This is a genomic window from Allobosea sp. TBD101 (assembly GCF_059817965.1).
On the sequence record NZ_CM187543.1, the window covers coordinates 5,332,390 to 5,357,531 of the forward strand.

General features: G+C 64.6%; 19 protein-coding genes and 1 pseudogene. 15 read left to right on the plus strand and 5 right to left on the minus strand.

Features of this window, described 5'->3' with window-relative positions; genetic code table 11:
* The first annotated feature begins 29 nt into the window (after positions 1 to 29).
* Both queG and AC6RIC_RS25840 read left to right on the plus strand, forming a co-directional pair.
* Positions 30 to 1,106, plus strand: coding sequence for a tRNA epoxyqueuosine(34) reductase QueG (gene queG, locus AC6RIC_RS25835; RefSeq protein ID WP_499736659.1), 1,077 nt, complete (start codon positions 30 to 32; stop codon positions 1,104 to 1,106).
* Complete coding sequence (locus tag AC6RIC_RS25840) at positions 1,103 to 1,969, plus strand: SDR family oxidoreductase (RefSeq protein ID WP_499734511.1); 867 nt, start codon at positions 1,103 to 1,105, stop codon at positions 1,967 to 1,969. Before queG ends, AC6RIC_RS25840 begins: the two co-directional genes overlap by 4 nt.
* Here the strand turns inward: AC6RIC_RS25840 and olsB are convergent, their stop codons facing one another.
* From olsB to AC6RIC_RS25860, 4 genes and pseudogenes are all read right to left on the minus strand, one after another.
* Positions 1,970 to 2,923: a l-ornithine N(alpha)-acyltransferase gene (gene olsB, locus AC6RIC_RS25845; protein ID WP_454658727.1), complete on the minus strand. Its 954-nt coding sequence runs from the start codon at positions 2,921 to 2,923 to the stop codon at positions 1,970 to 1,972.
* Between the two features lie 96 nt (positions 2,924 to 3,019).
* Positions 3,020 to 5,107, minus strand: coding sequence for a hybrid sensor histidine kinase/response regulator (locus AC6RIC_RS25850; protein WP_499734512.1), 2,088 nt, complete (start codon positions 5,105 to 5,107; stop codon positions 3,020 to 3,022).
* Positions 5,108 to 5,199: 92 nt separating this feature from the next.
* A pseudogene (locus tag AC6RIC_RS25855) lies at positions 5,200 to 6,111 on the minus strand (YifB family Mg chelatase-like AAA ATPase); the annotation flags it as partial.
* Positions 6,112 to 6,380: 269 nt separating this feature from the next.
* Complete coding sequence (locus tag AC6RIC_RS25860) at positions 6,381 to 7,256, minus strand: DNA-binding protein (protein WP_499734513.1); 876 nt, start codon at positions 7,254 to 7,256, stop codon at positions 6,381 to 6,383.
* On the opposite strand from AC6RIC_RS25860, the gene AC6RIC_RS25865 reads away from it, so the two are divergent.
* Positions 7,255 to 7,773, plus strand: coding sequence for a hypothetical protein (locus AC6RIC_RS25865; protein WP_499734514.1), 519 nt, complete (start codon positions 7,255 to 7,257; stop codon positions 7,771 to 7,773). The two genes, AC6RIC_RS25860 and AC6RIC_RS25865, sit on opposite strands and share 2 nt — an antisense overlap.
* A 1-nt stretch (position 7,774) precedes the next feature.
* Here AC6RIC_RS25865 and AC6RIC_RS25870 read toward each other — a convergent pair whose 3' ends face one another.
* Complete coding sequence (locus tag AC6RIC_RS25870) at positions 7,775 to 8,173, minus strand: hypothetical protein (RefSeq protein WP_306222352.1); 399 nt, start codon at positions 8,171 to 8,173, stop codon at positions 7,775 to 7,777.
* 151 nt (positions 8,174 to 8,324) lie between these two features.
* On the opposite strand from AC6RIC_RS25870, the gene AC6RIC_RS25875 reads away from it, so the two are divergent.
* The 12 genes from AC6RIC_RS25875 (at position 8,325) to AC6RIC_RS25930 (ending at position 25,129) form a co-directional block, all read left to right on the plus strand.
* Positions 8,325 to 9,818, plus strand: coding sequence for a recombinase family protein (locus AC6RIC_RS25875; protein ID WP_499734515.1), 1,494 nt, complete (start codon positions 8,325 to 8,327; stop codon positions 9,816 to 9,818).
* Complete coding sequence (locus AC6RIC_RS25880) at positions 9,815 to 10,708, plus strand: plasmid partitioning protein RepB C-terminal domain-containing protein (protein ID WP_499734516.1); 894 nt, start codon at positions 9,815 to 9,817, stop codon at positions 10,706 to 10,708. The genes AC6RIC_RS25875 and AC6RIC_RS25880 overlap by 4 nt, the downstream gene beginning before the upstream one ends.
* Positions 10,705 to 11,607, plus strand: a complete 903-nt coding sequence (locus tag AC6RIC_RS25885; RefSeq protein WP_499734517.1) for a plasmid partitioning protein RepB C-terminal domain-containing protein — start codon at positions 10,705 to 10,707, stop codon at positions 11,605 to 11,607. Before AC6RIC_RS25880 ends, AC6RIC_RS25885 begins: the two co-directional genes overlap by 4 nt.
* Before the next feature lie 55 nt (positions 11,608 to 11,662).
* Positions 11,663 to 11,884 (plus strand): hypothetical protein, encoded by a 222-nt coding sequence (locus AC6RIC_RS25890; RefSeq protein WP_499734518.1) that lies wholly within the window; start codon positions 11,663 to 11,665, stop codon positions 11,882 to 11,884.
* Positions 11,885 to 11,937: 53 nt separating this feature from the next.
* Entirely contained in the window at positions 11,938 to 12,207 is a 270-nt protein-coding gene (locus AC6RIC_RS25895) for a hypothetical protein (protein ID WP_499734519.1), read from the plus strand.
* A gap of 97 nt (positions 12,208 to 12,304) precedes the next feature.
* Complete coding sequence (locus AC6RIC_RS25900) at positions 12,305 to 12,502, plus strand: hypothetical protein (RefSeq protein ID WP_499734520.1); 198 nt, start codon at positions 12,305 to 12,307, stop codon at positions 12,500 to 12,502.
* Positions 12,499 to 12,972 (plus strand): BREX-3 system P-loop-containing protein BrxF, encoded by a 474-nt coding sequence (brxF, locus tag AC6RIC_RS25905; RefSeq protein WP_499734521.1) that lies wholly within the window; start codon positions 12,499 to 12,501, stop codon positions 12,970 to 12,972. Before AC6RIC_RS25900 ends, brxF begins: the two co-directional genes overlap by 4 nt.
* 28 nt (positions 12,973 to 13,000) lie before the next feature.
* Positions 13,001 to 16,693: a DUF6079 family protein gene (locus tag AC6RIC_RS25910; RefSeq protein WP_499734522.1), complete on the plus strand. Its 3,693-nt coding sequence runs from the start codon at positions 13,001 to 13,003 to the stop codon at positions 16,691 to 16,693.
* Positions 16,694 to 16,704: 11 nt separating this feature from the next.
* Positions 16,705 to 19,545 (plus strand): DNA methyltransferase, encoded by a 2,841-nt coding sequence (locus AC6RIC_RS25915; protein ID WP_499734523.1) that lies wholly within the window; start codon positions 16,705 to 16,707, stop codon positions 19,543 to 19,545.
* Between the two features lie 6 nt (positions 19,546 to 19,551).
* On the plus strand, positions 19,552 to 22,368 hold the full coding sequence (locus AC6RIC_RS25920) for a DEAD/DEAH box helicase (protein WP_499734524.1): 2,817 nt from the start codon (positions 19,552 to 19,554) through the stop codon (positions 22,366 to 22,368).
* Entirely contained in the window at positions 22,365 to 24,395 is a 2,031-nt protein-coding gene (gene pglZ, locus AC6RIC_RS25925; RefSeq protein ID WP_499734525.1) for a BREX-3 system phosphatase PglZ, read from the plus strand. Before AC6RIC_RS25920 ends, pglZ begins: the two co-directional genes overlap by 4 nt.
* Positions 24,392 to 25,129: a hypothetical protein gene (locus AC6RIC_RS25930; RefSeq protein WP_499734526.1), complete on the plus strand. Its 738-nt coding sequence runs from the start codon at positions 24,392 to 24,394 to the stop codon at positions 25,127 to 25,129. Before pglZ ends, AC6RIC_RS25930 begins: the two co-directional genes overlap by 4 nt.
* Positions 25,130 to 25,142 lie beyond the last annotated feature (13 nt).

The following is a 25,142-nucleotide window of genomic DNA, read 5'->3' on the forward strand; positions in this document are numbered from 1 at the left end:
AGCGCGCGCTTGCCGAAGGCTTCGCCGTGATGCGCGTCGCCGGTGCCGATGCGATTCCGCAAGCGCCGAGCCGTCTCGAGGCCTGGCTTGCGAGCGGCTACCAAGGCGAGATGGGCTGGATGGAAGAGCGGCAGGCGCAGCGCGCCGATCCGCGCCAGCTCTGGAGCGAGGTCCGCTCCGTCGTCATGCTCGGCATGAACTATGCCGGCGAGGGCGATCCGCTCGCGATCCTTGCCCATCCCGACAAGGCGGCGATCTCGCTCTATGCGAGACGGCGCGACTACCACGACGTCATCAAGGGCAAGCTGAAGAGCGTCGCCGGGCTGCTCGCCGCGCGCGGCGGCGCCGACGTCAAGGTCTTCGTCGATACCGCGCCCGTCATGGAGAAGCCGCTGGCGCAGGCGGCCGGGCTCGGCTGGCAGGGCAAGCACACGGTCCTGGTTTCGCGCGAGCACGGCTCCTGGCTGCTGCTCGGGGCGATCTACACCACCGCCGAATTGCCGGTAGACGCGGCCGAGCGCGACCATTGCGGCTCCTGCCGGCGCTGCCTCGATATCTGCCCGACCGACGCTTTCCCGGCGCCCTACCAGCTCGATGCGCGCCGCTGCATCGCCTATCTCACGATCGAGCATGCCGGCCATATCGACACCACCTTGCGTCCGGGCATCGGCAACCGCGTCTTCGGCTGCGACGATTGCCTCGCCGTCTGCCCCTGGAACAAGTTCGCCGCGGCCGCGCGGGAAACGCGACTGGCGCTCAAGGACGAGCTCGACGGGCTCGATCTCGCCGCGCTCGCCCGGCTCGACGATCCCGCCTTCCGCACGCTCTTCGCGGGCACGCCGGTGAAGCGCACCGGGCGCGACCGCTTCCTACGCAACGTGCTGATCGCGATCGGCAATAGCGGCCGGCCGGAGCTCATCGACAGCGCCCTGCCCCATCTCGCCGATCCCTCGCCGCTGGTCCGTGCGATGGCGGTCTGGGCGCTGGGGCGGCTCGATACTAAACGCGCCGGCCAACTCGCCCTTATGCGACTCGCCGATGAAACCGACCCGCAGGTGCGTGCCGAATGGCATGCGCTCACGCCCCAGACGGAAGACGCCGCATGAACATCCTGATCCTCGGCCTCGGCTATTCCGCCGGCTTCTTCGCGCGCGCCGCCCTAGTGCGAGGCTGGGAAGTGACGGGCACCGTGCGCTCCGCCGAGAAGGCCGCGGAGCTCAGCCGCGAGGGCATCCGGACGCTGGTCTTCGGCGGCTTCGCGGTCTCGTCGGCGCTCGCCAAGGCGGTGGCGGAGGCCGATGCCGTGCTGGTCTCGGTGCAGCCGGCGGAGGATGGCGACCCGGCGCTCGGGCCCTTGCGCGCGGCGCTCATGGCCGCCCCGAACCTGCGCTGGATCGGCTATCTCTCCACGATCGGCGTCTATGGCGATCAGGGCGGCGCCTGGATCGACGAGGCCGCGCCGCCGTCCCCGACCAATGCTCGCACACGCCAGCGCGTCGAGATCGAGGAGGCCTGGCTTCAGCTCGGCCGCGATAGCGGCAAGCCCGTTCAGATCTTCCGCCTGTCGGGCATCTACGGCCCTGGCCGCAACGCCATCACCAAGCTGCGCAACGGCACTGCGAACCGGCTGATCAAGCCAGGCCAGGTCTTCAACCGCATCCATGTCGACGATATCGCCGGCGTGCTGATGGCCTCGCTGGCGCAGCCACGCCAGGGCGCGATCTACAACGTCACCGACGACGAGCCCGGCCCGCCGCAGGACGTGATCACCTTCGCGGCGGAACTGACGGGGCTCGAGCCGCCGCCGGAGATCCCGTTCGAGCAGGCTCAGCTCTCGCCGATGGCGGCGAGCTTCTATGGCGAGAGCAAGCGCGTCTCGAACGCGCTGGTGAAGCGGGAATTCGGCTACGCCTTCCGCTACCCGACCTATCGCGAGGCGCTGCGCGCCCTGGCAGCAGCCGGCGAATAGTCAGGCCGCGTGGCGGGGGCCTTCGCCGCCGTAATAGTCGGCATAGCGCTTGTCGATCGCGGCGACCGGCAGCACGACGAGCACATCGGTCGTGCCGAACTGACGGTCAATGACCGCGCCGGTGCCGAAGCGGGCGCCGAGCCGCAGATACCCCTTGATCAAAGGCGGCAACTGCTTGAGCGCGAGCTTGGCGTCGACCATCTCCGGCGGCAGGCGGTCCATGCCGACGAAGTGCTCGGCATGCGCGGTCGCGGCCCACGCTCCCTCCGAGCGGGCATGGTGATGCAGGAAGCTCAGGGGCAGCGCCAGCGCATCCGGATCGGTGCCGTCGAAGGAAGCGCAGCCGAACATCGCATCGATGCGATGATGCTGCAGATAGGCCCAGATGCCCGACCAGAGAAGCTCGACCGTCCGCTTGGTGCGATAGGGCTTCAGCACGCAGGAGCGGCCAAGCTCGAGAAAGCGGCTGCCCGGATGGAGCGCCAGCATCGGTGCGAGATCGAACTCGCCCTGCGTATAGAAGCCGCCGAGGCGCTCGGCCGCACTCTGGCGCATCAGACGGTAGGTGCCGACGACCTTGGGCTTGATCCCACCGAAGCGGCCACGCGCGGCATGATCGATAACGAGGAGATGGTCGCAGGCCTTGTCGAAACGATCGGCATCGCGACGGAACATGCGCGAGATCACATCGGGCTTGGCCGACATTTCCTGATAGAATACGCGATAGCGCAGGCGCTGCGCCCGCCAGATCTCACGCGGACCGCGAGCCAGCCGCACCTCAAGCGAGCCGAGCCGCCCAAGCGTGCCCGATAGCGGCGTTTCGTCGATTTCGGCGCCGGATCGGCGCATGGCTCCACCCTTCATCAATATCAACGGGGCGAAGCGCGAGAACGGATTGCCGGCTGAAAACCGACCGGGCAGCGCGTTCTTGCTTCCAGAAACGTGCAATGCCATCGCTTCTCTCATCTCCTGCCGCTACCGGCATGAGGTAGGCTTGCTCCGATGATCTTACAACTTCGCGACGAAACTGCGTCGGAGCGATGACGGCCGTCAAGCCGTCAGACTGCCGGCCGGCGCTTGCGACAGGCGCTCCAGCCAACGGAGCAGGGCCTCGCGCTCCAAGGGTTTCGCCAGGCAATCATCCATCCCGGCGGCGAAGGCGGCAGCCCGGTCCGTGGCGGAGACATTGGCCGTGACAGCCACCAGCGGCAGCGTGGCGGCGCGGCCGAACCGTCGCTCCAGCGCACGCACGGCACGGGCACAATCGAGCCCCGTCATCTTGGGCATGCGTACATCGAGCAGCGCGAGCGCCAAGGGCGGCGCGGTGCCGGCAAAGCTGGCTTCGACCCGCTTTAGGGCCTCGCGCCCGTCGCGCGCCCAGATCGCCGTGCAGCCGAAACGCTCCAGCGTGCGCGTCGCGAGCAGGGCGTTGATCTCATTGTCTTCCGCGACCAGCACCGTCAGGCCGGCGCCGGGCTGGCGCATCAGCGTCGCGGCCAGCGCGGCCGGCTCACCCGCAGCCGACGGCCCAGGCTGAAGGCCGTTGCCCAGTCGCTCGTAGAGCGAGCGCGTTCGCACCGGCTTGATCAGGAAGCCGGAGAACCCGGCCGCCTGCGGCGATCCGAACTGCCGGCGGGCATGAGGCGACAGCAGGATGAGGCAATCGCGGATGCCGAGCGCCGCAGCGGCCGCGGCCAGCTCCTTTGCCGGCGCATCGCCGAGCGTATGGTCGATCAGCACCGCCGTGACCGGGAGCCCCCCGCCAAGCTTTGCCCGCGCGGCCTCGATCGTGCCGGCGATCGAGACGGCTGCCCCGGTCGTCCGGATCGTTTCGGCCAGGAAGCGCACGGCGAAGGGCGCCGGCGAAACGAGCAGGATATGCTGCCCCGGCCAATGCGGAATCCGCGCGTCCGGCGCGTCAGCCGCCGCCGCGAGAGGCAGCGTGACGCGAAAGGTCGCGCCCTCGCCGAGCCGGCTTTCGGCCCGAACCTCGCCACCCATCAGGCGGGCGAGACGGCGCACGATCGCGAGACCGAGGCCGGTGCCGGCCTGCCCTGTGGCAGCGCCATGATCCAGCTGTTCGAATTCGCCGAAGATCGTGTCGAGCCGGTCGGAGGGGATGCCGGACCCAGTGTCGGCGACGGTGATCTCGAGGCGATCCCCGGTTCGGGCCAGGCTCAGGCCGACACCGCCGGCTTCCGTGAACTTCACCGCGTTGCCGACGAGGTTCAGCAGGATCTGGCGCAGCCGGTCGCGGTCGCCGACGAGCCGTGCCGGCAGGTCGGGCGCGATATGGGCTGCAAGTTCGATGCCCTTGGCCTGCGCGCGCGGCGCCATCAGTTCCGCGACGGTCTCGACGAGCTGGGCCGGATCGAAGGGTTCCGCGACCAACTCCAGCTTGCCGGCCTCGACCTTGGCGAAGTCGAGGATGTCGTCGACCAACGCGAGCAGGGCTTCGCCGGAGGTGCGCAGGGCCGCGACATAGGTCGCCTGCTCGGCATCGGGACCGGTATCGGTCAGGAGGTCGGCCATGCCGAGGATGCCGTTGAGCGGCGTGCGGAACTCGTGGCTGACGGTCGCCAGGAAGCGCGACTTCGCCTCGTTTGCGGCCTCGGCCCGCGCTCGCGCCTCGACCAGCGCATCCTCGCTCGCGATGCGTGCCGAGATGTCGCGGCCGACGCGCTGGATCAGCGTGCGCCCGCCGGGGCCGGGCACCGCGGTCTCGATCCAGGAGATCCAGCGTTCACCCTCATAGGTGGCGAGGCATTCGTCGAAGCTGCGGGCGCCGCCCTCGAGCAGGATGATCGGACGGCTGGCGAGCTGCGGCAGCAGCATCTCGCTGCCGACGAGATCCTGCTCCCCGGCGCCGAACAAGGCCGCGTAGGCGCGGTTGGCATAGACGATCCGGATGCCGTCGCGCCGAACGATCAGGTCGCCCTGGGCCTCGATCAGGCTCCGGTAACGCTCCTCGCTGTCCGCCAGATTCCAGAGCCGATCATTGAGCGCCTCGACATCGTGCGCGAGCGCGGCCACCTGGTTACGCAGGCCGCTGCGCTGGCGCAGCAGCCACAGGACGACGCCCCCTGTGGGGAGAAGCAGCGCCGCGAAGGCGAACCATGACCAGATCGAAGAAGCCATGCCCTTCGATCTACGCAGACCACCTTGAAAAAGCGGCCGGCGAAAGCCGCAAATTCGACCGGTTCGAGAGGAGGGTCCATTAACCCTCGGCCTCAGGCGGCCTGGACGAGTTCCTCGCCACGCGCCCGGTAAGAGAGGGCTTCGGCGAGATGACACCGGCCGACCTTCGCCTCCCCATCGAGATCGGCGAGCGTGCGGGCGACCTTGAGCACGCGATGATAGGCGCGTGCCGTCAAACGCAGGGCCTCCGCCGCGTCGCGCAGAAGTGCAAGCCCCGCATTGTCCGGCCGCGCGACCTCCTCGATCACCGACACCGGACAGGCGGCATTGGTCATGACGTGACCAAGGCCGAGGCTCTCGAAGCGCGACGCCTGGATATGGCGCGCCGTGGCGACACGCGCCGCGACCATCGCCGAGCTCTCTCCTGCGGCCGGGCGGATCAGGTCCGCCGCCGTCACGGCGGGAACGTCGATCGCGATGTCGATCCGATCGAGCAGCGGGCCGGAGACGCGCGCCTGGTATTGCGCCATGCAGCGCTCATTCGGCTGGCGGCGGCAGGCGAAGCCGGGTTCGGTCGCCCGGCCGCAGCGGCAGGGGTTCATCGCAGCGACGAGCTGGAAGCGCGCGGGATAGACGGCACGGTGATTGGCGCGGGAGATCAGGACGTCGCCGGTCTCCATCGGCTGGCGCAGGGCATCGAGCGCCTGCGGCTGGAATTCCGGCAACTCGTCGAGGAAAAGCACGCCGTGATGCGCGAGCGAGACCTCGCCCGGCCGGGCCTGCAGGCCGCCGCCGACGAGCGCCGCCATTGAGGCCGAGTGATGCGGCGCGCGGAAGGGCCGCCGGTCGGTCAGGGCGCCTTCGGCCAGCTTTCCGGCGACGGACAGAACCATCGAGACTTCAAGCAGCTCGCGCGGCGAGAGCGGCGGCAGGATCGAGGGCAGACGGCTCGCCAGCATCGACTTTCCGGCACCGGGCGGCCCGTTCATCAGTATGTCGTGACCCATTTTGAGTCGCGCCACCGAAAACACCTAACTCACGGCTACAACGGAGCTTTTCGTTCGCGGCGGATCCGGCACTCTCTCTCGATGCAGCAATAGCCTTCGATCGGCTGCATCGCTCCAAGAGGCCGCACCATGAGCGCCTCCCGGCTGCGGGTCGCCGCCGCTGGGATACCGCTCGACCCGATCGTGAAGCAGGTAACGGATAACGGGTAGCGTTACCCGACTCGCGCTACCCGGCAATAGGAATCCTGCGCGATGAACGCGCGGATCTAAGCCGCAGTCCGAAGCCGATACACCCCATCTTTCTTCGTGAAGAACTTCCCGCGCAGGACGCGTTCGTCCAGCCGCTTCGACAGGTTCGCCACCCCCAGATCCTCACCCGTGGCGGTCGCCTCTTCGCGCAGATCCCGCGACAGCTTCTTGAGGATCTGGTCGCGCGTCAGGCCGCCTCCGGCGGCGTGGATGCGGGCCAACGCCGCCTGCGCCTCGCCCATCACCTTCTCCCAGAACGCCCGGGAGCGGGCTCGCTCGGCCCGGCGCCTTTCCTCCGCGTCCGCTCCGGTCGGCCTCACCGCGCTCATCTTCCGCCGCAAGCCGCGCGCCTCCTCGCGCGCCGCGGCGAGCTCGGCGGCAAGCCGTTCGGCCTTGGCTTCTGCGGCGGCGATCCGGCCCTCCGCCGCGTCGGCGCCGGCCAGGGCCTCGTCGCGCAGCTTCTGGTCGTGAAGGCGAAGCCCCTCCAGCCGATCTCGATCCGCCTCGAACTGGCGGGTCGCCTCGCGCATGGACGCCTCCCAGACCCTTTTCCCGAAGCTGGCCAGTTCCTCCTGGAGCTCCTCCGGCAGTTGCGCGAGTTCAAGCCGCGGCTGGTAATGCCGCTCTGCCTTCCAAGCGGCCAGGTGCTCGCCGATGACGCGGTAGGAGCCGCCGCGGGGCAAGGCGTCGCGAACGCTGCGTATCGATACGCGCTCGGGCTTCGCCCGCAACCTGTCGGCGATCGCCCAGACTTCAGATCTCGTTGGCATTCCAGCACCCCGTTCCCGGGCGGAGGATGCCGCGGAATGGTGAATGCCGCCTTGATGGGCATGGCCGGCTCGAACACCGCCGATAAGGCCTATCTTCATATCGTCGGGCCATGCTTCGTCCATGGCCATGCCCCTCCCAGACCTCGCTGACGTCGCAGCCAACGCCGAAGCCCTCCGCGCGGCCTATCGCCCGGATCGGATCTCCGTCCTTTTCGGCGGGGAGTCGGCGCCCGCCGGCGGGAGGTTCTTCTACGCCGGCGACAGCCAGGTCCATCGGTATCTGTCGAAGGCGCTGTCGCCGTATCTGCCCGGGCCGCGCCCCTTCCTGGATCGCTTTCGGGACGCAGGCCTCTATCTCGACGACCTCGTCCTGACGCCTGTGAACCGATTGGCGCCGCGGGAGCGAGCGGCGCGGAACCTCGCCGCCGTCCCTTGCCTCTCCTCGCGGCTTGCAGCCTACCGACCGCTTGCGATCGTCGGGATCGCGAAGACCATCGCCACTCCTCTGGCGCAGGCGCGAGCCCGGGCGGGCCTGACGTGCCCGCTGCACGTGGTCAGTTTCCCCGGCACTGGCCAGCAAGCCAACTTCCAACGCGAGATCGGCGAGATCCTGCCGACGCTCTCGACGTTCGCTCGCTAGGTCACGCGCCGGCCGATGGCTGGGTGGCCGCCTCCAGCTGAACGGCCCGAACCGCCTCCAACGCCGTCAGGGCCGCCGCGACCTTGGCACGGGCCTCCTCGATGTCCGCCATGACGAGACAGTCGTTCCGGTGGATCGCCGCGAGGAATGCCGCGAGCACGCCGGGGCAGTTCGCGGCGAGGCCGAGGAAATGATCCCCGCTGGGGGCGCGGTCGCCGGCGAGCCAGTTCTTGACCGTGCGCTCGTTCGCGCCGGTCCACCTCGCGATTGTCTTGACCGCCGATGCTTGGCCGCGAAGCGACGCTCGCAGGGCGGTCGCCACCAGCTTGGCGAACGACGCCTCGGCGCCGGCGTTTCGCGTCCCGTTGGGAAAGACGTTGCCCGATTTCGGAAAGGACATTCCATCGCCTCCGCGCTGTAGTGCCGGCGACCGGTCGCCGGCTTCTCACGGCGAGGAGTAGGAGTTGCATCGTGTGAGGAGCGCTTACGGATCGTCTAGGATTGCCAGGATCGGCCCGGAGCGTTCGAAGCGCGCGGCTGCCTACGTCCGGATGTCCACGGACCACCAGCGCTATTCCACCGAGAACCAGCTCGACAGCATCAAACGCTTCGCCGAGGCCCGCGAGATCGAGATCGTCCGCGTCTACGAGGACGCCGGGAAGAGCGGCCTGAACCTGGAAGGGCGCGACGCCTTCCAGCGGCTCCTGTCCGACGTCGAGCGGGGCGAGGCCGACTTCGGGGCGATCCTGGTCTACGACGTCAGTCGCTGGGGCCGCTTCCAGAACGCCGACCACGGCGCGCACCTGGAGTTCCTGTGCTCGCGCGCCGACATCGTCGTCCACTACTGCGCCGAGCAGTTCGAGAACGACGGCAGCATCGGCTCCAACCTGCTGAAGACCGTGAAGAGGGTCATGGCGGGCGAATACAGCCGCGAGCTCTCGGTCAAGGTCTTCGCGGGCCAATGCCGGCTCGTCGAGAAGGGCTTTCGCCAAGGCGGCATGGCGGGCTACGGCCTGCGCAGGCTGCTTATCGACGAGAACGGGGACCCGAAGTCCGAACTCACGATCGGCGAGCGCAAGAGCCTCCAGACCGATCGCGTGATCCTCATCCCCGGCCCGCCCGAGGAGGTCGAGGTCGTCAGGCGCATCTATCGCCTGTTCGTCGACCTCGGCGTCCAAGAGGCTCAGATCGCGGCACGCCTGAACCTCGAAGGAACCGTCACGGACCTCGGACGCCCCTGGACGCGGGGCACGGTCCACCAGGTTCTGACCAACCCCAAATACATCGGCGACAACGTCTTCAACCGGGTCTCTTTCAAGCTGAAGCAGAAGCGGGTCGTGAACACGCCCGACCGGTGGGTGCGGGCGCGCGGCGCCTTCGTGCCGCTCGTCGACCCCGCGGACTTCGATCGCGCGGCCAGGATCATCGAGGAGCGCACGCGGCGCCTATCCGACGAGGAACTCCTGGAGCTCCTTAAGGCGCTCCTGACCGAGCAGGGAGCCCTATCCAGCCTCGTCATCGACGAGACCGAGGGGATGCCGTCGAGCAGCGTGTATCGGAACCGCTTCGGCAGCCTCCTGCGGGCCTACCATCGCGTCGGCTACAGCCCCGAGCGCGACTACCGTTACATCGACGTCAACAGGCGGCTCCGCGCCCTCCACCCGGACGTCGTCGCTACCGTGGTCGACGGGTTGCGCGACGCGGGGGGAGAGGTGGTCGTCGACCACGACACCGGACTGCTGCGCGTGAACGGAGAGTTCACCGCCTCGGTGGTCATCGCCCGCTGCGCCGAGACCGCCGCTGGCAAGCCGCGCTGGCGTATTCGGCTGGACGCTGGGCTCGCGCCGGACATCACGGTGGCCGTCCGCATGGACCGAAGCAACGTCGGCCCGCTGGACTATTACCTGCTCCCTCGCCTCGACATGACCGAGCCCAACCTGAGACTCGCCGAGAGCAACGGCCTGTCGCTGGACGGCTATCGGTTCGAGACGCTGGATTTCCTTTTCTCGCTAGCGGCGCGAGCCAGGTTCGAGGAGGCGGCATGACTCAAGCTGCGAATTCCAGGGTGCGGATGATCCCGATCGACCGCATCGTCGTCCTGAACCCGCGCGTCCGGAATCGGCGCAAGTTCCTGGACGTCGTCGAGAGCATCCGTGCGGTCGGCCTGAAGCGACCGATCAAGGTCAACACGATGGTCGGCCCGGACGGGCAACCATCCTACGGGCTCGCCTGCGGTCAGGGCCGCATCGAGGCCTTCCGGGAGTTGGGGCACACCGAGATCCCGGCGATCGTCACCGACGCCTCCGAGCAGGACTGCCTGGTCATGAGCCTGGTGGAGAACTGCGCCCGCCGCCAGCACCGCTCGATCGACATGCTCCAGGACGTCGCGACCCTGCGTAAGCGCGGTTACTCCGACCGCGAGATCGCCGACAAGATCGGCACGACGGCCGAGTGGGTGCACATGATGGCCCATCTCATCGAGAAGGGTGAGCAGCGGCTCGTCGAGGCCGTCGATACCGGGCTGATCCCGATCACCGTCGCGATGGAGATCGCCAAGGCCGACGACGAGAACATCCAGCAGCTGCTCGCCGAGGCCTACACCGAGGGCAAGTTGACCGGACCGAAACTGATCAAGATGCGCCGCCTGATCGAGCAGCGGACCCGGCGCGGCAAGCACCTGTCCGAGACGCCGTTCGGGCGCAAGCTCAGCCGCGTCCGAACCTCTGAGGCCCTCATCCACATGTTCCAGCAGGAGGCCGATCGACAGCGGCTGCTGGTCAAGAAGGCGGCGGTCACCCAAACCCGCCTCCTATTCGTCGTCGAGGCGCTGAAGTCCCTTCGGGCGGACGAGAACTTCGTGACGCTGCTGCGGGCCGAGCGGCTCGACACCTTGCCGAAGGATCTCGAAGCCCGCATCGGGGGAGGCGCACCGTGACCGACCAGGCAACCCCGCCCATCATCGCCTTCGAGACCGACTGCGTCTCCGTGCCGATCGAGGCGCTGCTGCCGGTCCGCCCGCCTCGGGCGACGGTGAAGGCGAGCCATAAATACCAGCAGATCCGTGCATCCGTCATGGAGATCGGCTTGGTCGAGCCGCCGGTCATCTCGCGGATCGCCGGCGATCCCGATCGCTACCTGCTGCTCGACGGACACCTTCGCGTCGAGATCCTGAAGGACATGGGGAACGCGCACGTCGAATGCCTCGTCTCGACCGACGACGAGGCCTTCACCTTCAACAAGCGGATCAGCCGCCTTTCCGCGGTCCAGGAGCACGCGATGATCCTGAAGGCAATCGCGCGGGGCGTGCCCGACGAGAAGATCGCCCGTGCGTTGAGCCTGCACGTCAACAGCGTCCAGCGGAAGGTCCGGCTTCTCGACGGCATCTGCCAGGAGGCTGTCTCGCTGCTGAAGGACAGGACATGCCCGATGGCCGTCTTCGAGATCCTCAAGCGGATGAAGCCGATGCGTCAGATCGAGGCCGCCGAGCTACTGGTCGCGGCCAACAACCTGACCGTCGCCTACGCCACGGCGATCCTCGCCGGCACCCCCGCCAATGAGCTGGTCGGCGACACGAAGCCGAAGAAGGTCAAGGGCGTCACCCCCGAGGCGATGGCAAGGATGGAGAGGGAGCTCGCCCGCCTCCAGGAATCCATCTCCGAGGTCCAGGACGACTACGGGCGCGAGCATCTCCAGCTGACCGTCGTAAAAGGCTATCTCGCGAAGCTTCTCGGCAACCCGCGAGTAGTCCGCTACCTTCTGCAACACCGTCCGGAATACCTTGAGGAGTTCCAGGCCATTGCCGAAGCCTCTTCCTTCACCGAGCAGGCCGCGTGACTCATTTTTCCCGCGGCTGACATGGTTCGCGGCATGGCGAAATCGGCGGCGTGAGGTGGCGCAGCAGGTCGAACGCGACGCCGCCGAGCTGATGGAAGAGCACGGCGTCCAAGCCTATGGCGTCGCGAAGTGGCGGGCCCACCAGGTTCGCCACGGTAAGCTGATAGACGATAGCCGACCCGCCGGGCATTGGCGCGCCGTCAGCCGGCGAGTGGCGAAGTTGGTGGGCCATGAGGTCGGATTGGACAACGCAACGCGCCGCGAGCTCGCGGACTGAGCGCACTGATCGGCGTCATGCTAAATTGCCCCTGCGGCACATGGGGGCATCGAATGGCACTGGCTCTGGAACCCTATCGATCGATCGTTGTCGAGACCTATCGCGTCGGCTCGACCGCGGGACGCCACGGTGATGTTCACGTCCGTCCGATCGCGGAGGAGGGCTTTCCGCCGGGCATTGACGTGGAATGCCCGAGGTCGATCGTCCGCAATCATCCCGTCGGCACGCGCTTTCGTATCCGAGCCAAGCTGACCGACCGCCTCGGCGGCGCCCAGTACCTCTACAGCCACCACAGCTGGAAGTACGAGGTCCTCTCGCCGTAAACCATCGCAATCGATGGTTGAGGGATCCATTGCCTATTCGCGAATCCAGTGCGAATCTCCTTCGACCACTGCACGCTATCGAGCTAGCTAGCCCTTCATGATTGACGCCAATCCGAGGAAGTCCAGACGTGAGCGCGCCGATGGCCGGCGTCAGTTCCTTGTCCACGTCAATCCGGACGTCATCAAGGACGTGAAGAAAGCGGCGGTGGATGACGAAACGTCGGCATCGGCGATCACTGAGGACGCGTTGAAGGCTTGGCTCAGTTCCCGGACGAAGGAGCGTTCAAAGTCATGAGCTATGCCGTGAACGACGCCATAGCTGCGATAGAGGCAACGATCGAAAAGGCGGCGGCCTCGTACCATCGGCTAGCGATTATCGTTCAATCCGTCACCGCATCTCCGGCTTCCGCCCTGAGGGCTACGGCTTCTCGCCGGGGCATCGAGGTCGTGAACCTCAACCTCGCGCTGGCGGAGCGCCTAGCGCCTCTGTCGACGGCCGAGCGTGCGAGAAGGGTCGAGGGTCTGCTGTTGGACGTCCTCAAGTCGGCTGGGAGCGACCCAGTGTTTCTCGATCATGTCGAGATCCTGTTCGACCGTGCATTGATGATCGATCCGTTGCGTTTGCTGACGAGTTTGTCGCGCTCCATGACCATAATCGTCTCTTGGCGTGGCACTCTCGACGGAGACACCCTTTCATATGCGAGGCCCAACCATCCCGAGGGGCGAAGCTGGCGCCACATTCAATCGCCGGCCATCGCAATCTGAACCCTCTTATACAAACGGAACGCACGACATGAAGTACGCCGATCTGATCCAGTTCGAACCGATCGAATCGGTCGTGCAACTGCGGGAGGCGGATGCCGAGGGTGAGGCGCGTCGACTGGTCGATACCTTCGTCGTCTCCGAGCGCGTCAAGAGCATTCTCAAGGACACGGTTTTCCCGCATCTCCAGTTCGAGCTGGACGCTGACAATAAAGGGCTCTTGGTCGTCGGCAACTACGGCACGGGCAAGTCGCACCTGATGGCCGTCATCTCCGCGATCGCCGAACGCGAGGAGCTCGCCGCCCGGTTGACGGATGCGTCGCTTTCGACGCCGGCGTCGTCCGTGGCTGGAAAGTTCAAGGTCATCCGAGCCGAGATCGGATCGACGACGATGTCTCTGCGGGACATCGTCTGTCGCATCCTCGAAGATGGGCTCGCCGGTCTTGGCGTGAACTATCGCTTTCCGCACGCCAACGAGCGTCATGAGAATAAGTCCGCGCTTATCGAGATGATGGCCGCGTTCGAGCTGTCCTTTCCGGATAAGGGGCTCGTCTTGGTTTTGGACGAGCTCCTCGACTACCTCCGCTCGCGCCGCGATCAGGAAGCGGTTCTCGATCTGTCGTTCCTCCGCGAGATCGGCGAGATCAGCGGCGGCACGCGCTTCCGCTTCATTGCGGGTGTCCAGGAAAGTCTCTTCGACAATCCGCGCTTCCAGTTTATCGCCGATCCGTTGAGACGGGTTAAGGACCGGTTCGAGCAGGTCCGGATCGCGCGCGACGACGTTGCCTTCGTCGTCGCGCATCGCATCCTGAAAAAGACGGCTCAGCAGGAAGCCGACATCCGCGCGCACCTTTCGAAGTTCGGCCCGCTCTACGGTTCGCTGACCGAGAGGATGGACGAATTCGTTCGCCTGTTCCCCGTCCATCCGGCTTACCTCGACGTGTTCGAGAGGGTCTCGGTCGCGGAGAAGCGAGAGGTGCTCAAGACCCTGAGCGCCGCGATAGGACGGATCATTCATGACGACGTTCCGAGCGATGAGCCGGGCTTGATCGCCTACGACAGCTATTGGCTGAACCTGAAGGACAATCCGTCGTTCCGTGCGGACCCGGACATCAAGGAGGTCATCGACCGAAGCACCGTTCTCGAAGATCGGATCAAGCTCGCCTTCACAAGGCCTGCGTATCGTCCCGTGGCACTACGCATCGTCCACGCGCTATCCGTTCACAGGCTCACCACCGCCGACATCTACGCCCCGCTCGGACCCACGGCCGAGGAGCTGCGCGACGATCTCTGCCTCATCCTGCCGACGCCTCAGAAGGAGGCGGACTTCCTCAAGTCCCTTGTCGAGACGGTGATGAACGAGATCGTCAAGACGGTCAGCGGCCAGTTCATCTCTCATAATCGGGACAACGGTCAGTTCTACCTGGACCTCAAGAAGGATGTTGATTTCGACGCCTTGATCGAAAAGCGAGGCGAATCCCTCGAAGCCTCCAAGCTAGACGAGTACTATTTCGACGCGCTTAGACGAGTCATACTAGAGGATCCCGAAGCCCCTCAGTACGTACCCGGCTACCGGATCTGGGAACATGAACTGGAGTGGATCGAGCGCCGCTCCGGGCGAAGCGGATACCTCTTCTTCGGCGCGCCCAATCAGCGATCCACCGCACAACCCCCGCGCGATTTTTACCTCTATTTCCTCCAGGTCCATGACGTCCCCGCGTTCAAGGACGGCAAGGGTGCTGACGAGGTCATCTTCCGGCTGACGAAGCGCGATGCCTCGTTCGAGAAGGCGCTGAAGATGTTCGCGGGCGCAAAGGAGCTTTGGACGGAGGCTTCAAGCGGTAACAAGCCGGTCTACGACAAGAAGGCCGGGGAGCAATTGAAGGCCCTGACCGCGTGGCTGCGCGAGCACATGCCGACCGCCGTAGAGGTCACATATCAGGGCCGGACGAAGACGATGCAGGCGACGGTCCAGGGGCGCCTGCCTTCTTCGCCGACCGTACGTGACTACGTGAATACGGCCGGGTCGGTCCTGCTCTCGTCCCACTTCGCCGACCTGGCGCCGAAGTATCCGATCTTCCAGGTTCAGATCACCGCCCAGAACCGCGAGCAGGCCGCTCAGGACGCGCTGAGATGGATCAGCGGTACGTTGCGGTCGAAGCAGGGCACCGCGGTGCTGGATGCCCTCGGCCTGCTTGATGGCGACACCCTTCGCCCGCAGGAATCCGAGTACGCCAGGCAGGTACTGGCCGAGTTGGCCGCTAAGGGCCAAGGGCAAGTCCTCAACCGATCCGACCTCGTATCGTCGCCGTTCGTCGGCATCGAGACGTGGACGGCCTTCGGCATGGAGCCGGAATTCCTTGCCGTCGTTCTCGCCGCCCTGACCCACAACGGCGACATCGTGGTCAACGTCCCGGGCAGGAAGCTCGATGCATCCTCCGTCGACCAGTTCGCGAAAATGCCGGTCGTGGAGTTAGCCAACTTCAAGCATCTGGAGCGCCCGAGGGATATCCCGATAGGTCCGCTACGGGACCTTTGCGAGCTCCTCGGCGTGGCGCCCGGCCTGATCGTTGATCCCGCGAACCGAGAGAACGCCGTCGCCCAGATTCAGTCGAGGGCTTCCGATGCGATCAACCGCCTCATGGTTTCCTCCGCCAAGCTGGACGACCTCCTTTTCTGGGGGCTACCGGTCACTACGGTCCAGGAAAGGGATGACTGGAGGTCGCGGCTCGTCGGCGCTAAGTCGTTCCTTGAAGGCGTCCAGCCATTCAACACGGTCGGCAAGCTGAAGAACTTCCCGCACGACAGTGCGGCGGTGACCGGGCAGCGGCAGGCTCTCGACCTATGCAAGGAGATCGAGGGGCTTCAGTCGCTCATCGATCAACTCAGCCAGTTGACCAACTATCTCGGCAAGGCCGAGATCGTGATGGAGAAGGAGCATCCTTGGCAATCGACAGTGCGGACGGCACGGTCCGAACTGCTCGTGGCGATCGCTGATCCCGAGAAGCGAACCTCCGCTGCCTTCCGCCATCAGGCGACGGAGCGACTTTCCGCGCTCAAGGCCGACTACCAGCAGACCTATCTCGCTCTCCATAAGTCGTCGCGGCTCGGAGCTTCCGACGACAAGCGAAAGGAGCAGCTCCTCAAGGACGTTAGGGTCTCCAATCTGCGCAGCCTTGCCGGCATCGAGGTGATGCCGAGCGTGGAATTTCGAAACACCGAAAACGAACTCATCAACATCAGGTCCTGCTTCGCCGTCACGGCGGGCGAGCTCGATAAGGAACCGCTGTGCCCGCATTGCCAGTTCCGCCCGGCCGTCGAGCCGCAGCATGGGAAGGCGGCGGACCGTCGACTTCTGGACGTCGACGAGAAGCTCGACGCAATGACGACGAACTGGACGAAAACCCTGCTTGAAAACCTCGAAGATCCCAGCGTCGTAGCGAACGTGGCGCTCGTATCCGATGCCATGGGTAAGGCCGAGATCGAAGCCTTCATGGCGGGGAGGTTGATGCCGGGGATGGTCGACAAGTCCTTCGTTAAGGCCCTCCAAGAGGTGTTCGGAGGTCTTCAACGGGTCGGCGTGGATGAGTCCAAGCTTCATGCCGCTCTCCATGACGGCGGCATGCCGTGCACAGTCGCGGCGCTGAAGGAACGCTTCGACGCCTTCGTGAAGGCGATAACGCAGGGCAAGGACCCGTCGAAGGTCCGGATCGTGATCGAGTGAGGCCTAACGACATGGCGAAGCGTGCACGGGCCCTCGATCCCGATCTCTTCCTGGATGGAGACGGTCAGCTCAGGATGCTGGGCAAGACCGTGGAGCAGAAGTCGCTGGAGCGCTTTCGGTTCGAGTGCATGGGGATGACGTTCGCGAGCGCGGACGCTTGCCGCGACCATTTCTCGGACGTGCTTCGACAGAAGCTTCGTGAACCTGGCTTTCGCGATCAGCCCGGCTTCCCGAAAGGATCGGACGAAGACATCATCCGCATGTCGAATCCCCCCTGGTACACGGCTTGTCCGAACCCCTTCCTGGAGGAGTTCGTGAAAGCCTATGGGACCGCTTATGATCCAAGGGATTCCTACGAGCGCGATCCCTTCGCCGTGGACGTCAGCGTCGGCAAGACGGATAGCCTCTACAGGGCCCACTCGTACCATACCAAGGTGCCGCACCTAGCGATCGTCCCCTCGATCCTAAACTACACGGAGCCCGGGGATCTCGTACTGGATGGCTTTTCCGGATCGGGCATGACCGGGGTCGCGGCGCAATGGTGCGGTGCAGCTCCCCAATCCTACAGGATGGATCTGGAGCAAGAATGGGCGAAGGCCGGACGCGATGCGCCGAAGTGGGGCGCGCGCCGCGCGATCCTCAACGACCTAAGTCCGGTCGCGACCTTCATCACCTCAAACTACAATCGCCCGTTCTCGCCTCGGGTGTTCGCCAAGGCCGCCGCCCGGCTGCTCCATGATCTCCGTGGAGAAGTCGGCTGGATGTATGAGACGCTGCACACGGACGGCAAGACCGTGGGCGAAATCAACTTCACGGTATGGAGCGAGGTGTTTGCCTGTCCCGAGTGCTCATCGGATGTCGTCTTCCTTGAGGAAGCACTCGACGACAAGACCAAGGCGGTCAACAAGACTTTCGCCTGCCCATCCTGTGGCGTTCAGCTGACGCGCCGCTCGTTGGAGCGGAAGTATCAAAGCAGCTTTGACAAGGCCACTGGCACGGCGGTTCGCGGCCCGACCCGGCGCCCAATCATCATCGACTACTCCGTAGACGGGAAATCTTACCAGAAGAAGCCGGATCAGGCCGACTTGGCTCGGATTGCGCGGATCGAGGAGATGGCGCTGCCGCGGCGTATGCCGCGAGACCGCATGATGCACGCCCCGGAAGGTAAAGAGCGGTGGGGTGACGAATGGCGATCAGGTGTCGCTGCTTTTACCCACATCCATCACCTTTTCCTCGCACGCTCGGGCCAAGCCCTGGCAGCGTTTTGGGAGCGCACTTCCGAGGTGCAGGACGTCGACGTACGTCGTGCCTTGCTGTTCCTAGTTGAGCAAGCGGTATGGGGCATGTCGCTGATGGCGCGTTACGCCCCGACGCACTTCTCTCAGGTCAATCAGTTTATGTCTGGGCGACTGCGAGTACTCTCCCAGCATGCGGAGTGCAGTCCTTGGTATATTTTGGAGGGCAAGGCGGACCGGCTCGAATCGGCATTCGGTGGCATCCAGAATTTCAACCGCGGTCAGTCGATCGTGACAACAGGCGATTGCGGCTCGATTGGATTGGAAGATAATTCGATTGATTATATTTTCACCGACCCTCCGTTCGGAGAGAACCTGTTTTACTCGGAGCTGAATTTCATCATCGAAGCATGGCACCGCGTCTTCACCAACAATGGTCGAGAGGCGATCGTCAGCGACTTTCAGGGGAAGACAACCGAGACCTACCAGGAGCTCATGCGAGCTTGCTTCGAGGAGTATCATCGGGTCCTTAAACCCGGCCGGTGGATGACGGTCGTGTTCAGCAACTCGTCGAACGCGGTATGGCGCGCTATCCAAGAAGCTCTCGGCCGAGCCGGCTTCGTGGTGGCGGACGTCCGGACGCTCGACAAGAAGCAGGGCTCATTCCACCAGGTCACCAGCACGGCGGTGAAGCAGGACCTGGTGATCTCCGCGTACAAGCCGACAAGCGATCTCACCACCCGGTTCGCCCTGGGGTCCTCTACGCCGGACGATGCCTGGGCATTCGTCAGCGAGCACCTTGCGCACCTGCCGGTCTTCACCGGCACGTCGGTAGCCGCCGACGTGATCGGCGAGCGAACCGCGCAGTTCCTGCACGATCGCCTGGTCGCCTTCCATGTCCAGCGGCACCTGTCGATCCCGCTGTCGACCGCGGAGTTTAACTCCGGCCTGCGCGCGCGCTTCATGGAGCGCGACGGGATGTTCTTCCTTCCTCGGCAGGTCAACGAATACGAAGCCAAACGCATGGGCACGACAGCCCTTAAGCAGCTGGATCTCTTCGTCTTCGACGAGGCGAGCGCCATCCTGTGGCTGCGCCAGGAGCTGTCTTCGAAGCCGAGGAGCCTCCAGGATCTGACGCCTCAGTTTATGAAGGAGATCCAAAGCTGGGCGGCGCACGAGCGAACCATCGAGCTGCGTGACCTTCTTCGCCAGAGCTTCCTAGAATACGAGGGGGAGGGAGATGTCCCCGCGCAGATCCGCAGCTATCTCTCATCGAACTACAAGGATCTCCGAAACCTGGCCAAGGACGATCCCCAGATCCGCGCCAAGGCGAAAGGACGCTGGTACGTGCCCGACCCGAAGCGTCAGGAAGATATAGAGAAGGTAAGGCAGAAGGAGCTCCTTCGGGAGTTCGAGCTCTACAAGACCTCCAAGGATCGTAAGCTGAAAACCTTCCGGACCGAGGCCGTTCGCGTCGGCTTCGGAGCCGCCTACGCAGCTCAGGACTACCGGGCGATCGTCGCGGTGGCGGGAAAGCTGCCGGAATCCGTTGTCCAGGAAGACGACAAGCTGCTGATGTATCTCGACGTCGCGACCTTGCGCTTGGGAGACGATTGATCCGACATGAAGCCCGGTGAGTGGTGGCGCAGCCTCGACCACGGCGAGCCATGCCGTGTCATCGAGACGGAGACGTTGTGGGGACGCCCGACATGCCTGGTTTGGCTTCCGCGCCGGGGAGGTAGCGCACGCGTTCGAGCCGATCGTCTGCAAGCCCTCGATTTCGAGGAGGAGGGCTTCCTTGATCGGCTCGCTTTCGCGGGCGCCGCGGCGAAGATCGCGGACGCGCTCGAAACGGACACGTTGATCGCACCGCTCGAAGGAAAGGTCACACCGCTTCCACACCAGATCCGTGCGCTTCAGCGTGCGATCTCAGGAGATCGTATTCGGTACCTGCTTGCAGATGAGGTGGGGCTGGGGAAGACGATCGAGGCGGGCCTCATAATCCGCGAGTTGAAGATCCGGGGATTGGTGAAGCGTGTCCTCGTAGTGGCTCCGGCGGGGCTGGCGCTTCAGTGGGCGTCCGAGATGCGCACGCACTTCGACGAGGATTTCCGCTTCGTCGCGCCCGGCGCATTCCCCGCCATGCGCCAACTGACCGGCTCCGGGGACGAAGAAAATCTCTGGCGTCTGAATGACCAAGTCATCTGTACCTTGGACAGCGTCAAGCCGGTAGATAGCCGAAGGGGGTGGTCGCCCGATCAGCTGGACCGATACAATCGCGAGCGCTTCGAGGATGTCGTATCCGCAGGTTGGGATCTCGTAGTCGTCGACGAGGCCCATCGACTGGGCGGCAGCAGCGACCAGGTCGCCCGCTTCAAGCTCGGCGAGGCGTTGGCTCAGAGCGCGCCCTATCTCTTGCTCCTTTCGGCGACGCCCCATCAGGGCAAGACGGACGCGTTCCGGCGGCTGATCGGCTTTCTCGACGCCGACGCGCTTGCGGACGACGAACCCATCACGCGCGAGTTAGTGGCGCCCTACGTCATCCGAACGGAAAAGCGTCATGCGGTGGATGCTGAGGGTAATCCGCTCTTCAAGCCGCGTTTCACGCAAATCGTTCAGATCCAATGGGATGACCGCCGGGGCCAGCATAGAGCCCTCTACGAGGCCGTTACGGGCTACGTTCGGGACGGCTACAACAAGGCGTTGAAGGACAAGCAAACGGCGGTCGGTTTCCTTATGATCCTGATGCAGCGTCTGGTGACATCCAGTACGGCCGCCATCAGGTCTGCGCTGGAACGTCGTCTGGAGGCGCTGGACCAGCCCGAGGGCCAACTTGCGCTGTTCCCGGAGGACATCGAGAACGATTGGTCGAGTTCCGATGACCCGAGCCAGCTCGACGCTATCCTAAAGGCGCGGCTGAAGGGTTTGAAGAACGAGCGGCAAGAGGTTGAATTGCTGCTTTCCGCGGCTCGTCGCTGCGAGGCGTCGGGTCCCGACATCAAGGCGGAGGCGCTTCTCGCGAAGATCGACGAGCTCAAGCGCGATAGCAGCGATCCCGATACGAAATTCCTCGTCTTCACCGAGTTCGTTCCGACACAGGCCATGCTTGCCGACTTCCTCGGGCAACGTGGCTACGATGTTGTCGTGTTGAACGGCTCGATGGATCTGGAACAGCGACGCGAGGTTCAGAAGCGTTTCGCGGAAGGCGCTCAGATCTTGATCTCGACCGATGCCGGCGGCGAAGGCCTCAACCTTCAATTCTGCCATGTCATCGTCAACTACGATCTGCCGTGGAACCCGATGAAACTCGAACAGCGCATCGGACGCGTCGATCGCATCGGTCAGCGAAACATCGTTCGAGCGCTGAACTTCGCGCTTCAGGAATCGGTCGAACTTCGCATCCAGGAGGTGCTGACCGAGAAGCTCCAAACCATCCTGACCGAGTTCGGTGTCGACAAGCTGGCCGACGTCCTAGATTCCGAAGAGGGTGGGGTATCCTTCGAGGCACTGTTTGCACAGGCCATCGTAGACCCCTTCGCCGCTGAACGCCGCGCGGAGGAATTGGTCGACGAGATCCGAGGACGTGCATCCGAGAGCAGGTCGCTCATGTCGACGCTGGCCGATCCCGCAGACCTCGACGCGACAGAGGCGCGACGCATCGTCGAGCACCAGATGCCGTTTTGGACGGAGCGCATGACGGTGTCGTACCTCTCGTCCCGAGCAAGCCTTGGCGCCGAGGCATCGATCTGTCCAGGCGGCTTCCGCCTTCGCTGGGAGGACGGTTACACGGTTCCATTCGCCGTGTTCAGGCGATCGGATGTCATGGCCGAGACGGCCACTCTCCTTACCCTTGGTGACAAGCGACTTAGGACGATGGTGGCCAGCCTTCCGGTCCATGCTCCCGGGCAGCCCGTTCCAACCGTCTGCGTTCCGGAGATGCCCGGGCGTACGTCTGGCGTGTGGTCGCTCTGGCGGATTTCTCTTGGTTCGCTCAGTGGCCGAAAGCAGACTTTCCTCTCGGTATTCGTCTCTAACGACGGCAAGACCTATGCCGCGACGGGAAGGTTGGTATGGGACCACGTCGTTGCCTCTGCACCCGCGTTCGCCCGCCTCGGCGTGAGCACGGGCGAAGACGCTATCGAGGCATACGAAAAGTCACGCAAGATCGCGGAGCAACTGGGCGCCGCCGCGTTCGAAACCCTATCCACGCGAAACGAGATCTTGATCGCTGCCGAACGTGCCAAAGGCGCGAAGGCGTTCGCGGCAAGAAGGCGCGTTGTTGATCGCATAGGCCTAGCGACCGTGAAGGCTCACCGCTTGAGGATGCTCGACGACGAGGAAATGACCTGGGCCCGAAGCTTGCAAGAAAAGGCGTTGGCCACGCCCGAACTGGCCGCCGTCGTGATGCTGCAACTGGACCAGGCCGGAGCCGCATCTTGATAGATCGTGCATCCGCCAGTTGGCGCGACAGGCTGCTGGCTCGCTTCACGCCAGAGATTGCGCAGGCATGCCGACTGACGCTCGTATCCGATCCGAACGCGTTGCTTGCCGATGAAGCAATCTCGGCACGACTTCGGGCCGCAGGGTTTGACCTGCTGACGATCGAAGACCCGATCGCGTTTCGGATGGTGTTCGAGACCGAGATCCGGCCGCGGTGGGAATCGACCGGCGCTGGCCCATCCGTGGTCATCCGTACGGCAAGTCCGGAGGCCTCATCATTGCCCTTCGACCTGGTCGCGTGGGCGGAGCTCGATGCGCGCATCTTTCATTTCAGCATCGCCGGCCTGCTGCCGAAGTTGGCGCCCGGGGCACTTGCGGGGCTCGACGTTGCATCGGTTGAGGCGCTCCATGACGCTGCGGGGCGGATCGAAGCCCAGCCTCTTGGGGACGCGGCAACCCGCGATTTCATCCTCCAGCACGTCTTTCAGATTGACGTCGATGCGATCGGGAAACCGGCGGACCTGCTGCGTATCCTCTTGCGTAAGCATTATCGGGACGACCGCATTCCTGACGACGTTGAACTTCGGTTGGTGTGGCAGCTCCGAAGGAGCGGCCGCTGGCATGCCTGGCCTCTGGAGCGCCTCGTCCAAAGCCGTGCCGATTTCCTACTGTTCATCCAGGAGCGCTGGCCCGATTTCGTGGCTAAAGAGGCTGGCTTGTCGGTTGCCGTCCCGTCTGCTTTCGTCATCGAAGGGCCAAGGGATCTCCCTTTCGGCGATAGCGACGTGCGTGCCTATCTCGACACCATGTTCGCGGACGGCCTCCTTGAGCGCACCGACCTCATAGCGCAGTCCGCGCTTCGCCACTCCTGGACGCGAGTGGGCATACGGGGGACGGACGGTGATGACGCGCTGGCTCGCGTCCGCGGTCTTCAGCCAAGAATTGCCGACCACGTCCCTGACGATCATGCCGACCATTCCGAATGGGCGGTGTTCGCCCGCAGGTGGGCTGAGCTTACCACGCTCTGGGCTGCTACGAGCGGGCGGCTAGCCGAGGCAGAGGACAATGAGCGGTCGCAGTTGCAACGGACGGTAGATGACCGCTTCGACCGATGGATGCTCTCTCGATACTCAGTCCTTCAGAGCCGCCTTCATCTTCCACGCCCGGTAATGGTTCACCAGATCGCGCGGTACCTTGCCCATCGCCGTTCTCTCGCCGGGGAGAGCAACCGCGTCGCCATAGTCGTCGTCGACGGGCTATCCCTGGACCAATGGCTGGTGTTGAAGCGGCATATGCCCGTTGGAATGGAGCATCCCGATGAGCATGCGTGCTTCGCTTGGGTTCCGACACTTACGTCGGTCTCACGACAGTCAATCTTCGCCGGCGAAGTCCCCGCGCGCTTTTCCGCAAGCATCAGCAACACGGCTTCCGAGGCCAAGCTCTGGCGTCGCTTCTGGGAAAACAACGGTCTCGCTGCAAGCCAGGTAGCCTTCGTCAAGCAGTCGGCCAACATCGGCGACGACGATTTCATCGATGCACTTGAAGCTGAGGCGTCCAAACCGTTCTGTCGGGCGGTGGGCGTGGTCCTGACCACCGTCGATGAGATGACGCACGGCGCGGTACTCGGGACGTCCCAACTTCATCGAGACGTCGACATATGGGCCCAGCGAGGCACGTTCTGGAGATGCATTCAGACGTTGAAGCAAGCTGGCTTCGATGTCGTGATGACGGCGGACCACGGAAACGTGGAGACGATTGGAATCGGCAGGCCCGATACGGGGGTCTTGGCAGAAACACGCGGCGAGCGCGCGCTGGTCTTCAACGACACGAACTTGCGAACCCGCATAGCCTCTGGCAGTCCAGGTTCGATCCCGTGGGACTCCGGGGGCCTCCCGCCCGACTTCCTGCCGCTGATCGCGCCCGCTCGGAAATCTTTCTCATCGCGTGGAGCCACGGTGGTTTCGCACGGTGGGATCAGCATCGAAGAGGTGCTCGTTCCGCTGGTTGAGTTCATACTGAAGAAATGAGCGAATCCAGGAAGACGATAGGCTTTGATCGACAGGTCGAGCGGCGCTGGCTCGACGCAACGGCCATCTGTGCACTCGGCCACCCCTCGCCGAGCTCCGCCAGGGCATGTGTCTGGGAGGTCCTGGATGGCGAGGTCGAGGGCTCCAAGCTGAATAGCGCCAGAGGGAAGACGGCGACGGTCCTAAACAGGATCTGGTTGGTCCCACCGACCCGGCTGACCGCTCTGAGGAGCGATGCACTGGCTCTCTTCGCCGACGCTGACGACCGCGGGCGGTTGGCGCTGCATTGGGCGATGATGCTGGCTGCCTACCCGTTCTTCGGTGACCTGGCCGACACCATCGGAAAGCTGGGGCGCTTGAACGAAGAGGTGTCCGTAAGCCAGGCGGTCCGCAGGACGACCCCGTCGTGGGGCGATCGCACGGGCATTCCGCGCGCGGTCCAGCGAGTGGTTCGTTCGATGGCCAAATGGGGAGTACTGTTGGAGACCGCTCAACCGGGTCAGTATCGGCTTGCCCCGCCTGCCGCCATCACCGAGCCGCCCGTCGTGGAGATCCTGATCCGAGCCATGATCTTCAAGGCCGAACATGGATTGCGTCTTGATGAGATCAAGCGACATCCGGGAGTATTCCCGTTCGGCTTGCACGGCGCTGATCCGACCAGCTGGAAATTCCTGACCATGAGCCGTCAAGGCGATAGGAGCGACTTCGTAGATCTAGCCGAGGTGCCCCGGTAGCCGACGTGCACAT

Coding starts and splice junctions, on each gene's coding strand:
- AC6RIC_RS25870 (WP_306222352.1), bottom strand. CDS start 8,173: ATGTCCTTTCCGAAATCGGGCAACGTCTTTCCCAACGGGACGCGAAAC.
- queG (WP_499736659.1), top strand. CDS start 30: ATGCGCGTCGCCGGTGCCGATGCGATTCCGCAAGCGCCGAGCCGTCTC.
- AC6RIC_RS25910 (WP_499734522.1), top strand. CDS start 13,001: ATGAAGTACGCCGATCTGATCCAGTTCGAACCGATCGAATCGGTCGTG.
- AC6RIC_RS25875 (WP_499734515.1), top strand. CDS start 8,325: ATGTCCACGGACCACCAGCGCTATTCCACCGAGAACCAGCTCGACAGC.
- AC6RIC_RS25915 (WP_499734523.1), top strand. CDS start 16,705: ATGGCGAAGCGTGCACGGGCCCTCGATCCCGATCTCTTCCTGGATGGA.
- AC6RIC_RS25920 (WP_499734524.1), top strand. CDS start 19,552: ATGAAGCCCGGTGAGTGGTGGCGCAGCCTCGACCACGGCGAGCCATGC.
- AC6RIC_RS25850 (WP_499734512.1), bottom strand. CDS start 5,107: ATGGCTTCTTCGATCTGGTCATGGTTCGCCTTCGCGGCGCTGCTTCTC.
- AC6RIC_RS25840 (WP_499734511.1), top strand. CDS start 1,103: ATGAACATCCTGATCCTCGGCCTCGGCTATTCCGCCGGCTTCTTCGCG.
- AC6RIC_RS25865 (WP_499734514.1), top strand. CDS start 7,255: ATGGCCATGCCCCTCCCAGACCTCGCTGACGTCGCAGCCAACGCCGAA.
- AC6RIC_RS25860 (WP_499734513.1), bottom strand. CDS start 7,256: ATGGACGAAGCATGGCCCGACGATATGAAGATAGGCCTTATCGGCGGT.
- AC6RIC_RS25900 (WP_499734520.1), top strand. CDS start 12,305: ATGATTGACGCCAATCCGAGGAAGTCCAGACGTGAGCGCGCCGATGGC.
- olsB (WP_454658727.1), bottom strand. CDS start 2,923: ATGGCATTGCACGTTTCTGGAAGCAAGAACGCGCTGCCCGGTCGGTTT.
- brxF (WP_499734521.1), top strand. CDS start 12,499: ATGAGCTATGCCGTGAACGACGCCATAGCTGCGATAGAGGCAACGATC.
- AC6RIC_RS25895 (WP_499734519.1), top strand. CDS start 11,938: ATGGCACTGGCTCTGGAACCCTATCGATCGATCGTTGTCGAGACCTAT.
- AC6RIC_RS25880 (WP_499734516.1), top strand. CDS start 9,815: ATGACTCAAGCTGCGAATTCCAGGGTGCGGATGATCCCGATCGACCGC.
- AC6RIC_RS25930 (WP_499734526.1), top strand. CDS start 24,392: ATGAGCGAATCCAGGAAGACGATAGGCTTTGATCGACAGGTCGAGCGG.